At 69.1% G+C, this 12491-nt stretch carries 12 protein-coding genes; 5 read left to right on the top strand and 7 right to left on the bottom strand.

Annotated features, from left to right (window positions below; all coding sequences use genetic code 11):
• Nucleotides 1-15: 15 nt before the first annotated feature.
• On the bottom strand, nucleotides 16-909 hold the full coding sequence (locus BN39_RS19485) for an MspA family porin (RefSeq protein ID WP_159103265.1): 894 nt from the start codon (nucleotides 907-909) through the stop codon (nucleotides 16-18).
• Between the two features lie 1042 nt (nucleotides 910-1951).
• On the opposite strand from BN39_RS19485, the gene BN39_RS19480 reads away from it, so the two are divergent.
• A complete protein-coding gene (locus tag BN39_RS19480; RefSeq protein WP_019204128.1) occupies nucleotides 1952-2308 on the top strand; it encodes a hypothetical protein in 357 nt (118 codons plus the stop codon).
• A 250-nt stretch (nucleotides 2309-2558) separates the two neighbouring features.
• On the top strand, nucleotides 2559-3653 hold the full coding sequence (locus BN39_RS19475) for a hypothetical protein (protein WP_019204127.1): 1095 nt from the start codon (nucleotides 2559-2561) through the stop codon (nucleotides 3651-3653).
• Nucleotides 3654-3715: 62 nt separating this feature from the next.
• On the opposite strand, the gene BN39_RS19470 is transcribed toward BN39_RS19475, so the two are convergent.
• The gene (locus tag BN39_RS19470) at nucleotides 3716-3922 is read right to left on the bottom strand and encodes a hypothetical protein (protein WP_019204126.1); all 207 of its coding nucleotides are present in this window, start codon (nucleotides 3920-3922) and stop codon (nucleotides 3716-3718) included.
• A gap of 207 nt (nucleotides 3923-4129) precedes the next feature.
• Here BN39_RS19470 and BN39_RS19465 point away from each other — a divergent pair, with 207 nt between their 5' ends.
• On the top strand, nucleotides 4130-5653 hold the full coding sequence (locus BN39_RS19465; protein WP_019204125.1) for a glyceraldehyde-3-phosphate dehydrogenase: 1524 nt from the start codon (nucleotides 4130-4132) through the stop codon (nucleotides 5651-5653).
• 34 nt (nucleotides 5654-5687) lie between these two features.
• Here BN39_RS19465 and BN39_RS19460 read toward each other — a convergent pair whose 3' ends face one another.
• Nucleotides 5688-6443 carry a YggS family pyridoxal phosphate-dependent enzyme gene (locus BN39_RS19460; RefSeq protein WP_019204124.1) on the bottom strand — a complete coding sequence of 252 codons (756 nt, stop codon included), beginning with the start codon at nucleotides 6441-6443 and terminating at the stop codon, nucleotides 5688-5690.
• Nucleotides 6444-6476: 33 nt separating this feature from the next.
• On the opposite strand from BN39_RS19460, the gene BN39_RS19455 reads away from it, so the two are divergent.
• Nucleotides 6477-6719, top strand: a complete 243-nt coding sequence (locus tag BN39_RS19455; RefSeq protein WP_019204123.1) for a hypothetical protein — start codon at nucleotides 6477-6479, stop codon at nucleotides 6717-6719.
• On the opposite strand, the gene dnaG is transcribed toward BN39_RS19455, so the two are convergent.
• Genes dnaG through BN39_RS19440 form a run of 3 tightly spaced genes read right to left on the bottom strand, consistent with a single transcriptional unit; the run spans nucleotide 6716 to nucleotide 10467 of the window.
• A complete protein-coding gene (dnaG, locus tag BN39_RS19450; RefSeq protein ID WP_019204122.1) occupies nucleotides 6716-8641 on the bottom strand; it encodes a DNA primase in 1926 nt (641 codons plus the stop codon). The two genes, BN39_RS19455 and dnaG, sit on opposite strands and share 4 nt — an antisense overlap.
• A 20-nt stretch (nucleotides 8642-8661) precedes the next feature.
• The gene (locus tag BN39_RS19445) at nucleotides 8662-9999 is read right to left on the bottom strand and encodes a deoxyguanosinetriphosphate triphosphohydrolase (RefSeq protein WP_019204121.1); all 1338 of its coding nucleotides are present in this window, start codon (nucleotides 9997-9999) and stop codon (nucleotides 8662-8664) included.
• Complete coding sequence (locus tag BN39_RS19440; RefSeq protein WP_019204120.1) at nucleotides 10000-10467, bottom strand: cold-shock protein; 468 nt, start codon at nucleotides 10465-10467, stop codon at nucleotides 10000-10002.
• Between the two features lie 49 nt (nucleotides 10468-10516).
• On the opposite strand from BN39_RS19440, the gene BN39_RS19435 reads away from it, so the two are divergent.
• Entirely contained in the window at nucleotides 10517-10948 is a 432-nt protein-coding gene (locus BN39_RS19435) for a lipoprotein LpqH (protein ID WP_019204119.1), read from the top strand.
• A gap of 57 nt (nucleotides 10949-11005) precedes the next feature.
• On the opposite strand, the gene BN39_RS19430 is transcribed toward BN39_RS19435, so the two are convergent.
• Nucleotides 11006-12409 (bottom strand): glycine--tRNA ligase, encoded by a 1404-nt coding sequence (locus BN39_RS19430; RefSeq protein ID WP_040768897.1) that lies wholly within the window; start codon nucleotides 12407-12409, stop codon nucleotides 11006-11008.
• Between the last annotated feature and the right edge of the window lie 82 nt (nucleotides 12410-12491).

Below are 12491 nucleotides of genomic sequence, written 5' to 3'. Positions count from 1 at the left end.
CTCGGCGGCGCGCGGTCACCGGGCCTGCACCAGCTGTTCGGTGGCAGGTTTCGCCGAGCCGCGCTTCGCCGGCGGTGCGGTGGCCGGCTTCGGCGCCGGTGCGGGCTTCGGCGAGGACACATCGACCGGCTTCGACGCCGTGCCGACGGGCCTCGAGGCCGGAGCGGCCGGCTTCGGAGCTGGCTTGACCGGCTCGGTCTTCTTGGCGGCGATCGCGGTTCCCGCGACAGCCGGAGCCGGGGCCGGCTTCGGATCCTCGCTGATCTTCGGCGGGTTCTTCGCGGGACCGGGATTGTCGCGCTCGATGAACAGCGGCTTGCCGTACGTCGTGATCGCGGAATCGCCCTGATCGGTCGACAGAGTCGCCGTGGCATACGCCCGGACCTGCGCGCCACCGAGGCACGAGTCCATCGCGATCCGCGTCTCCTTGGTCACCACGTACCCGGATTGGCCGGCGAGGCTCTTCTTGGCGATCGGGAAGTCCTTCGACGTTCCCGGTGCGATGGTGCCGGTCATGGTCCCCGACGTGGTGACCGTGTCGCCGAGCGTTCCCGAGACGCCCGGGGTGATGGACCCGTTCACCGAGCCGCTGCCCTGACCGCCGCTCGAACCACCCTGGCCGCCAGCGGTGGCGCCGACAGTGCCCGCTAGCGACGGCGTCACCGACGCGTTCACCGCATTCGACAAGGTTCCGCCGATCTGCAGATTCTGCGGTGTCGCAGCACACGCCAACGTCAGACCCACCGTGATCGACGCGCTACGGATCGGCACCTTCGGCTTGTTTTTCGGGTCTTTGAACTCGATCAGGCCCTCGCCGGCGATCGAGACGATCGCCTCATACGTGTTCAGGGCACGACCGAGCGGGATGATCGACCGCAGTTCCTCCCCGTACTTCCACGCCCTAATCACGTACCCCTCGCGAGTCTCCAGAGCTCGGGAGGTGTCGGCGAACAAGCCCGTCCGGACGGCTCCGGGCCGCGGCGCCTTGTCCGCCGCCGGTGGTGCCGCCGCGACGACGCCACCCGCGAGCACTGTGGCCCCGACGACACCGAACGCTCCGGCCTTCCAAAGCCTCTTGCGGACCCCTCTGTCTCGGCGACGCTGCTCGAGGTTGCCCTGCCTCACAGTCCGGTTCGCTCCAGTACTGATCACGCTGACCCCATCCTCACTGAGTTCACTACAGTCTCATGAACAACTTCTGTAACAGAGAATCAGACCTTCGGGATTATCAGAAGCCCTACGTACGATCGTTACGCAATCGACACATCCAGAACTCTCGATATCGCATTCCCGTCAACACGGACCAGGCCTCCCGTTTTAGCTGGTCAAGAGCATCCTGCCGAGGTCTTCTGCATCGCTAACCGCAGAGATCTCCAGTGATACGGATCACTCGCATTCGCCGAGCTCCGCCTCAAGGCGTGCCTCACCCCTTATGCAACAGCACTCTCCAGCCACCTCCCCTCAGCGCGTCGCCAACCTCCGCTCTGGATGTTCTGCCAGGTCGATCATCGGCCAGCACCGCATCTGCTTCGCCCGGACGGCCGAGGCGGAGTCCGCCCTGTTGTGGATCCGCCCCGGCCAGCAACTGCTCTAGCCTCCGAGGCCGAGCGCGTTTCCGGCGAAGCGCAGGGCCGCGCCGCTGGTCGTCCAAAGCCAGAGCGAGCCGCCGAACGCGACCAAGAACATCAAGGCAAGGAAAGAACCAGGGCAGTCGTTCGAAGTTGCGATGCACGGTGCCTCCTTCATAGTGGCCCGGACATCCCGGGGCGCAGGAGTATGAGGCATGGAAATCTGTACGCAAGCTTCGACTGATCAGCGCAGTTCAGAGCTGCCGGTACCGTGGCATCGCCTCGTCCGTGACCGCGCGCCAGAGGCCGCACGTCGCGCCCGCAAACTACGCTGACACGCGACGGGCAACGAGAACCTCACCATCGGGGACCTGGCCGGCATTGTGCACTCCTCCGGCAAGGCCTTCGATGGCCTGTCCACCGACCAGCTCGGCACGGAGAACTTCGCCCGCTCGGGCAACCTCGACGACGTCACCTCACGCCCCGACCGCAGCCTCCTCGAGGATCTGCGCGATGCCGCCCAGTACGTGATCGACAACCTTGGGGCCCGCGTGGACTCCGACTTCGTCCGCGGCCTCTACACCACCCTCACCGCAGCGGGTCGATCGAGCCCGGCCAGTTCCGCCGCGCACGCGGGTATCGGCGTCAACACGGTTGTACGGTCGGGGGTTTCCGACGTAGGGGTCGAGGTCGATCCCGGAAACGAACCAACGTGCGTGCCAGCGCCCAGGCGCCGGTGACCTCCTCGAGGCTCGGTGCCTCATCGTTGCCTCAACTCCGTACGACCGAACTGGATTATCCGGGACCATACAGCGCTGAATCATCCACTATTCGCAGGTCACAAGACCGAGCGAGGTCGAGATGACTGGCCCGCATCGCGGACTACTGACTCATCATCCGTAGGTCGCGGGGTCGCGCCCCGCCTGAACCACCACACGCACCCGGCGGCTGACACGGTTAATCGCTTGCGGCGCCGGATACGTTGTCTCCGTGAGGACATCCGCACTCTGGATCAGCGGCGCGCCGGGAACGGGCAAGACCACCACGGGCTGGCGGGTCTTCGAACTCCTCACCGCGGCGGGCAGGAACGCCGCATACGTCGACATCGATCAGCTCGGGATGCTGGGCCCCTTCGAACGTCTCTCGGGTGCGGCGCCGCACCTCGTGAAGGAGGCGAACGCCGCGCGACTGATCGAGTCGCTCCGGGACTGCGGGCTCCGGCAGATGATCGTCTCGGGGATCGTCGACCCGGAGGTCGGCATCACGCGGTTCGAGGAGCGCGCGTCGGCGGCGGGCGTCGACCCGACCCACGTACGACTCCACTGCGACTGGGCCGAGCTGCGGCGGCGCTACCTGGCCCGCGGATCGGACCCCGAGACCCTCGCCGAACTGGCCTCGGTCGCCGAGCGGTACGACACCGGTACCGGCGACTCCGTCGACACCACACGGGCCGGCGTCGACGAGGTCGCACACGATCTGCTCGACCGGCACTGCGCGATCAGCGACGCCCCGTTGGTCCCGGCACCGTCCGTACCCGCGGCCCCGATACCGACGACGGTGCTCCACGGAGCCACCGCGGCCGGCAAGTCCACCGTCGGGTGGGAACTGGTCCGGCGCCGCTGGGCGACGGGCCGGGCCACCGCGTTCATCGACGTCGAACAGCTCGGCTTCCACGGGCCCGCCTACTCCCGGCGCGTGCACGCGAACGCGTACGCGGCCGTGACCCTGGGGTACGCGGACGCGGGCGCGACCGACATCATCGCGGTGACGCGGGACCCGGGTCTGGTAGCCGATGCCCGCGGCGGCGGACCGGTGACGCGAGTCCTCCTGGACGCGGACGCCGAGCCCCTCGCCGATCGGGTGGCGCTGCGGTCGCAGACGAGCACGGGACGCCTCCCCGGCGACGAACTCCTCGGCATCGGGCCGGATCGACAGCGGGTCGTCGCCGATCGTGCCAACCGGGAGGCGGCCCGCTTCCGCCACTCGGGCGATCACGACCTGGTGGTCGACACGAATCACCTCGCACCCGCCGAGGCGGCGGATCTCATCGAGCGCACACTCGCCGACCGATCCCGACCCTGTTGACCTTTGTTGACCGTCGCCGAACCGTCGACGCGGGCGCGCCGCGCCGCCCTCCGCACCCGCCGCTACGTCACGGAGAGGGTGTGCCTGACCCGCCACACGGTCGTGTGGTTCGATCTGCGCTCGAACTCCTGCAGCTCCGTCAGAATCGGCCAGCGCCGCCGGCGCGCCGGCTCGGTCTCCCACAGCTTGTACCGCGCGTAATCGCGGATGGCCGCGGCGTCCCATCCCGTCGGCGCGACGACGGTGGTGAGGATCTGCACGGAGGACATGGTGTTCGGAACTGTTCGCTCGGGTGTCTCGCTCGGGTGACGATGGCACGTGGGGGAACGAATCTAGCGCACCACGCGATCACTCCCCCAACCCGACGAGCGCACCGCGCACCGTCGGCGCCTCGAATCGTACGCCGAGCGCGAACCTCGTCACGCTTATACACTCCCCCGCCCATGGCCGCGAGCCGCTCGCGCATAATGACAACTGTGACGCAGCAGCTTGAGCCCGATTCCCAGTCCACCGTCGACGGCCCGAGTGGCCACCGCGACGCCTTCGACAGCCATCGCGACGCCTGGGTGGCGCGCGAGGAGCAGGCCGAGCGCCTGATCCCGATGATCGGTCGCCTGTACCGCGATCACGGCGTGGTGTCGTCGATCCACGGTCACCGGGTGATCAACCTGTCGACTGCCGGCGTGATCTCGGCGCACGAACGCGCCCAGGAGCTGGGCCACCAGGCCCTCACCCTGTCGCAGACGGAGAAGGTGCTGCGCGGCCTGCTCTCGATCGGCCCGGATCCGGCGTCCATCGACATCGGGCGCCTCGCGATGCTGGCCGCGGACATCGAGTCCGACGCGGACGTCGAGAGCCTCCTGCGCGAGGAGATCGCCAAGCGCAACGTGCCCACCTCCGACGAGGCCGAGGGCGCCGACGTGGTGCTGTACGGCTTCGGCCGCATCGGCCGCCTGCTGGCCCGCATCCTGATCAGCCACGCCGGCAACGGCCACGGCCTGCGCCTGCGCGCCATCGTGGTGCGCCGCGGCCCGAAGAACGACCTCGAGAAGCGCGCCAGCCTCCTGGCCCGCGACTCGGTGCACGGCCCCTTCCCCGGCTCGGTGTCGATCGACGCCGAGAACGAGGTCATCATCGCGAACGGCACCCGGATCAAGGTCATCTACTCGGACGACCCGTCGACCATCGATTACACCGCGTACGGCATCAACGACGCACTGATCGTGGACAACACCGGCCGCTGGCGCGATGAGGAGGGCCTCAGCCAGCACCTCAAGAGCAAGGGCGCCTCGCGCGTGCTGCTCACCGCGCCCGGCAAGGCGCCGCTGAAGAACATCGTGCACGGCATCAACGACAACACGATCACCGCGGACGACAAGATCCTCTCCGCGGCGTCCTGCACCACCAACGCGATCACCCCGGTGCTCGCGGCCCTGAACCAGGGCTACGGCATTCAGCGCGGCCACGTCGAGACCGTGCACTCGTTCACCAACGATCAGAACCTGATCGACAACCTCCACAAGGGCGACCGCCGCGGCCGCTCGGCGGTGCTGAACATGGTGATCACCGAGACCGGTGCGGCGAAGGCCGTCGCGAAGGCGCTGCCGGAGCTGGAGGGCAAGCTCACCGGCTCGTCGATCCGCGTCCCCACGCCCGACGTCTCGCTGGCGATCCTCAACATCACCCTCGAGAAGCCCACGAACAAGGACGAGGTCAACGACTACCTGCGCCGGATCTCGTTGCACTCCAAGGTGCGTCAGCAGATCGACTACATCGAGTCCCCGGAGGTCGTGTCGAGCGACTTCGTCGGCTCGCACCGCGCCGGCATCGTCGACGGTCTCGCGACCATCGCGGACGGCAAGGACCTCGTGCTCTACGTCTGGTACGACAACGAGTACGGCTACTCCTGCCAGGTGGTCCGCGTGCTGGAGCGCATGTCGGGCGTACATCCCGTGGTGATCCCCGCCCGCGCCGACGTCCGGGTCTCCCCCGGCGCGTAGGCCTTTCGACTCCCGCCCCGGTGAACGCCTCGCGTCACCGGGGCGGCGTCGTCTCAGTCCCCGTCGGCCAGTAGTGGCTGTCGGGGAGGGCGCGCGACCCGAACACGGCCTGCCCCACCCGCACACAGGTGGCGCCCTCCTCGACGGCGATCTCGTAGTCGCCGGACATCCCCATCGACAGTTCGCCCAGGCCGGGGTCCGCGGCGGCGTCCCGCAGTTCGTGCAGCCTGCGGAAGCAAGCGCGCACCCGCGCCTCGTCGGTGGAGAACTCCGCGAGCGTCATGAACCCCCGCACCCGCAACGCCGAGAAGGCCGGCAACTCGGCCAGGAAGCCGGGCACGTCGGCGGTGGCGAGCCCGTACTTGGATTCCTCCTCCGATGTGTTCACCTGGACGTACACGTCGAGGGACCGCCCCAGCATCTGCAGGCGGCGGTCCAGCGCGTCGGCGACCCGCACGCTGTCGAGGGCCTGGAACTCGGCGGCGAACGCCGCCACGTCCTTGGCCTTGTTGGTCTGCAGGTGCCCGATCACGGCCCACGCCACGTCCAGGTCGGCCATCTCGGAGTGCTTGCGCTTGGCCTCCTGCACCTTGTTCTCGCCCAGCTCGCGGCATCCGGCGGCCACCGCGAGACGGAGGCGTTCCTGGGGCACCGTCTTGCTCACGGGCAGCAGCCGCACGTCCGACGGTGCGCGGCCCACCCGGGCGGCCGCGGCGTCGATCCGGGCGCGGACGGCGGCGATGTTCGCGGCGAACGCCGCGGTGGACTCGGCGGGCGGGTAGGAGGTCACGGACCGACACTATCCGGCGGGTAGCATGGCCCCATGATCCGTCTGGTTATCGCCGCAGGCGCGGGCTACGTGCTGGGCACCAAGGCGGGCCGGCGCCGGTACGAGCAGATCAATCGCACCGCGAAGGCCATCGCCACGAGCCCCGCCACGAAGAAGGCCGTCGAGGTGGGGCGCCGCAAGCTGGCCGAGCAGCTCAACCCCGATCCGCAGATGCGCACCATGCGCGAGATCGACCCGAAGACGGTGGTGTACTCGCCGAAGACGGACCTCGACTAGTACTCGGCGTCCCCCACCGCCATCTTCAGCAGGCTCTGGCGGTAGGACTCCAGCGCCACCAGGTCGCCGAACAGCCGGTTGTAGTCGTCGTCCGCGTTCGGAGACATCCGCTTGAGCTTGCTCTTGAGGTCGGCCACCTGGCCGCCGACCCACACCTCCTGCAGGCGCGCCATGACGCTCTCGACGTACCGGGGCGACGGGTCCTCCTGCACCTGTAGGGGTTCCACCGCCAACTCGGTCACGAGGGGCTCGAGGACGGGTCCGTCCACGTGCCGCACCACGGTGTCCACCCACTCGGCGCCGCCCATTCCCGCGGCGATACCGCCGGCGCTCTCGATCGCGAGCCGCACGCCGCGGTACGCGGGGTCGGTGAACATGTCATCCGAGAGGGCGTCGAAGACGGTGCCGCACAACGCAGGAACCTGCAGGGCGCATTTGAGCACCTCGCGCTGCACCCACAGCACGGGGTCCGCCGGGTTGGGGCGCTGCGGCCCCGCCGGGCGGGCCTGCGGGGCCGGGGCCTCGGGCTCGCGGATCCGGTTGTTCGACGGTGCCGGTGCACCCGGCCCGGGCCGGCCCTGACCGCGCCGGATCTTCGCGGACTCCTCGCGGACCCGGCGCAGCACCTGCGTCACGTCGTCCCAGCCCACCCAACCGGCGAGTTGCCGGGCGTACTCGTCCCGCAGCGCCATGTCCTTGATCCGCGCCACCACGGGTACCGAACGGCGCAGCGCGTGCACGCGGCCCTCCGCGGTGTCGAGGTCGAACTCCGCGATGAGCGTCTTCACCGCGAACTCGAACATCGGAACCCGTTGCGCGATCAGGTCGCGCACCGCCTCGTCGCCGTGCTTCTGGCGCAGCTCGCACGGGTCCATGCCGTCGGGAGCGACGGCGACGAAGGTCTGCCCCGCGATCTTCTGGTCGCCGTCGAAGGCCTTCATCGCGGCGGCGCGGCCGGCGTCGTCGCCGTCGAAGGTGTAGATGACCTCGCCGCGGAAGTAGCTGTCGTCCATCATGAGTCGACGCACCAGCGAGACGTGGTCCTCACCGAAGGCGGTGCCGCAGGAGGCGACGGCGGTCTCCACGCCGGCGGCGTGCATGGCCATCACGTCGGTGTAGCCCTCGACCACCACCACCTGGTGGCCCTTGGCGATGTGCTTCTTGGCGTGGTCGAGACCGAACAGCACCTGGGACTTCTTGTAGAGCATGGTCTCGGTGGTGTTCATGTACTTGCCCAGGTTGTCGTCGTCGAACAACTTGCGGGCGCCGAAGCCGATCACGTCGCCGCCCAGGTTCTTGATCGGCCACAGCAGGCGCCGGTGGAACCTGTCGATGGGTCCGCGCTGGCCCTGCTTGGTGAGTCCCGCGGCCTCGAGCTCCTTGACCTCGAATCCCTGGCGCAGCAACGCCTTCGTCATCGTGTCCCAGCCGGACGGGGCGTATCCGCAGCCGTAGAACTCGGCGTCCTCGCCGGTGAAATCGCGCTCCTGCAGGTACGCGCGGGCGGCCTCGGCCTCGGGGGTCCGCAGTTGCTCGGCGTAGAACTTCTGCGCGGCCGCGTTCGCGGCCACCAGCCGCATCCGGGTGCCGCGGTCCACCTTCGGTCCGGGTGCGCCGCCCTCGTAGGTGATCTGGATGCCCACCTTGTCGGCCAGCTGCTGCACGGCCTCCACGAACGGGACGTGCTCGATTTTCTGCAGGAAGGAGATGACGTCGCCGCCCTCGCCGCAGCCGAAGCAGTGGAAGAAGCCCTGGGTGGGGCGCACGTGGAACGACGGGGTCTTCTCGTCGTGGAATGGGCACAGCCCCTTCATCGACCCGACGCCGGCGGGGCGCAGCGCCACGTACTCGCCGACCACGTCCTCGATGCGCGCGCGCTCGCGGATCGCCGCGATGTCACGCTCCGAGATTCTGCCGACCACGGGTTCGAGTGTAGACGTGCCTACCGCTCAGCCGCGGGAGCCGCCAGCACCACCTGGTCGAGTCGCTCCAGGCGGGTCTCCGTCATGGAGGCGATCTGGTCCACCACCACGCGCAGGCGCGCGGCGTCGGACTCCGCGGCCAGGTAGGCGGGCGAGTACAGGGGGTCGATGTTCGACGGGGACGCCCCCATCAGCCAGTCCGCCACGCGGTGGATCCGGTCCCGCTGCCCCTGCTGCACGGCCAGGTGCCGTTGGTTCGAATAGATGTACTGCAGAGCCATCGTCTTGAGCAGCACCACCTCGGCCTTGACGGCCCGCGGGATGGCGAGGTCGGCCTCGTACCGGCACACGGGCCGGTCCCCCGTCGCGGCGCGGGTCGCGTCGATCGCGGCGGAGGCGAACCGGCCGACCAGCTCGCTCGTCATCCGCTTGAGGGCGACCGACGTGGCGAGGGTGCCGTCGTACGTGGACGCGGCGGCCACCACGTCGAACGACGCGAGCCGCAGGCCGGCCTCCTCGAGCTCGGCGGCCTCCACGGCGCGGAAGCTGGTGGCGCCGAAGCCGGAGAGGTTGCGCACCTCCTCCGGCGAGGCGAGGGCGCGCAGGTCCAGCCGCCCGGACATGATGCCGTCCTCCACGTCGTGCACCGAGTAGGCGACGTCGTCGGACCAGTCCATGACCTGCGATTCGAGGCACTGGCGCCGGCCGTGCGGGCCGTTCTCGCCGCCGCGCATCCAGTCCAGGACGTGGGCGTCGTCGTCGTACACCCCGAACTTGCCGCCCGGTTCGGTGCGCAGCCACGGATACTTGGTGGCCGCGTCGAGCGCGGCGCGGGTGAGGTTGAGCCCCACCGACCGGCCGTACGCGTCGAGCACCTTGGGTTCGAGCCGGGTGAGGATCCGGAGGTTCTGCGCATTGCCCTCGAATCCGCCTATGCGCGTGGCCAACTCGTCGAGCGCGCGCTCGCCGTTGTGCCCGTACGGCGGATGGCCTATGTCGTGCGCGAGGCCGGCGAGGTCCACCAGATCCGGATCGCAGCCGATGCCGAGGGCGATGCCCCTGCCGATCTGGCTGACCTCCAGCGAGTGGGTCAGGCGGGTGCGCGGCGTGTCGCCCTCGCGCGGCCCGACCACCTGGGTCTTATCGGCCAGGCGACGCAGCGCGGCGCAGTGCAGCACCCGCGCCCGATCGCGGGCGAACGCCGAGCTGTGCCCCTCCCAGCGCGGCGCCTCCCACTCCGGCCCCGAGAACAGTGCCGGTTCGGGATCGCCGGAGAGGCCGGCCGTCTTGGGCGCCTCGTCCACGAGGCGCTCGACGTCGGCCGGCTGGTAGGCGGCGGGACCGGGGAGCAGCGGCACCTACTCGCTGACCCAGCCGTGTTCGAACGCGAAATCGGCGAAGCGCTGCCGGATCGCGATGATCTGCCCCGCGGTCAGCTCGTCCGAGGAGTCCAGGAGGAGCTCGGTGACATCGTCCAGGAACGACTGCATGCCCACCGCGCCGGCCGCCGCGCGCGGCGCGGTGTCCCGGCGGGGCTTGTGCTCGCGCTGCTCCCGGCGGTCGCCCCGGTGATCCCGGTCGCCTCGGTTGTCGCGGTGATCACGCTTCGCCGCGGCGGGCGCACCGCCGACGACGGCCACGTTGACCGCCTTGAGCCCCTTGTCGCCGTTCTCCACGTCGAAGGTGACCTCGGTACCGGGCCGGAGCGCCGCCTCGTCGAAATCGATGTCGTTCACGTGGAGGAAGACGTCCTCGCCTCCGGCGTCCGGGGCGAGGAACCCGAAACCGCGCTGCGTGTCGAAATGCACAACCTTGCCGCTCGTCATGCCCCCAGTATCCCACGGCGACCGCCGGATCCACCGGTACGGTATCGCTATGCGATCGAGCCGAATCCCCGTCCGCCTCGCGGCCGGTGCCGTAGCCCTGGGCACCGCCGCCGCCGTGGCGGCCTGCACGTCCCCGAACATCGACTCCAGCACGGTCGTCCAGGTGGACGGGCAGAACCAGACCGCGGCGGAGTACGTGAACGCGGGGTGCGAGCGCGCGGGCGACACGATCTCGATTGGCTCGGGCAGCGTGCAGACGGCGCGCGGGGTGGGCGCGATCATCACCGACGGCAACCCGCCACGGGTGAACAGCCTGTTCGTCTCGACCGGCGGCAGCGCCATGACCGTGCTGAACACCCCTGTCGGACAGGTCGGTTCGGCGACCGCTTCGCGGGCGGGCAACCGCTACACGATCACGGGCGAGGCCCGGGCCGCGGACCTGAGCATGAAGAAGTTCCGCGTCGAGGTCACCTGCGGCTGACCGGCCGGGCCCGCCGCGGGCGACCGCGGCGGTTCATCCGCCGACGGCCGCGGCGGCTCAGCAGCCGGCGAGGCGCGCCGCGAGGTAGTCGCGGACCTCGGCCAGCGGCACGCGCTCCTGCGTCATGGTGTCGCGTTCGCGCACCGTCACGGCGTCGTCCTCGAGTGAGTCGAAGTCGACCGTGATGCAGAACGGGGTGCCGATCTCGTCCTGGCGCCGGTACCGCTTGCCGATGCCCTGCGCATCGTCGAAGTCGACGTTCCAGTACTGGCGCAACTCGGCGGCGAGCTCGCGCGCCTTGGGCGAGAGCTTCTCGTCCCGCGAGAGCGGGAGCACCGCGGCCTTGACCGGGGCCAGGCGCCGGTCAAGCTTGAGCACCACACGGGTATCGGTGCCGCCGTTGGCCTTCGGCACCTCCTCCTCGGTGTACGCGTCCACGAGGAAGGCCATGAACGAGCGGGTGAGGCCGGCCGCGGGCTCGATGACGTACGGCGTGTACCGCTCACCGGACTGCTGATCGAAGTACTCCAGGGACTCACCCGAGTGCTCGGTGTGCGTACCCAGGTCGAAATCGGTGCGGTTCGCCACGCCCTCGAGCTCGCCGAACTCGCTGCCGGAGAACCCGAACTTGTACTCGATGTCGACTGTCCGCTTGGAGTAGTGGCTCAGCTTCTCCGGCGCGTGCTCGTACAGCCGCAGGTTCTCGGGGTCGACTCCGAGGTCGGTGTACCACTTGAGGCGGTAGTCGATCCAGTACTGGTGCCAGGTCTCGTCCTCGCCCGGCTTGACGAAGAACTCCATCTCCATCTGCTCGAACTCGCGGGTCCGGAAGATGAAGTTGCCCGGTGTGATCTCGTTGCGGAAGCTCTTGCCGATCTGGCCGATGCCGAACGGCGGCTTCTTGCGCGCGGTGGTCATCACGTTCTTGAAGTTCACGAAGATGCCCTGCGCCGTCTCGGGGCGCAGGTAGTGCAGCCCCTCCTCGGACTCGATAGGGCCGAGGTAGGTCTTGAGCATCATGTTGAAGTCGCGGGGCTCGGTCCACTGCCCCTTGGTGCCGCAGTCCGGGCACACGATCTCCGACATGGGCACGTCGTCCGGATCGATCTCCTCCCCCTTGGCCGCCTTCTTCTCGGCGACGGCCTCCTGGAGGTGGTCCTGACGGTGCCGCTTGTGGCAGTTCAGGCACTCGACGAGCGGATCGTTGAACACCGAGACGTGACCCGAGGCGACCCACACCTGGCGCGGCAGGATGATCGAGCTGTCGAGGCCCACCACGTCGTCGCGCGAGGTGACCATGTTGCGCCACCACTGCTTCTTGATGTTCTCCTTGAGCTCCACACCGAGCGGGCCGTAGTCCCAGGCCGATTTGGTTCCGCCGTAGATCTCACCCGAGGGGTAGACCAGCCCCCTGCGCTTGCACAGGTTGGCGACGGTTTCCACTTTGGTTGCTTTGGCCACGGCTCGCTTCATCTCCGACGGGTTGCGACAGGACTACAGAACACATCGACTCTACCGGTCACCCTCCCCCGCGGGTCGACGC

The sequence above is a fragment of the Tsukamurella sp. 1534 genome, assembly GCF_000312385.1.
Taxonomy (GTDB): Bacteria; Actinomycetota; Actinomycetes; order Mycobacteriales; family Mycobacteriaceae; genus Tsukamurella.
Note: the sequence above shows the minus strand (reverse complement) of the source record. Positions and strands in the feature narration are given on the sequence as shown.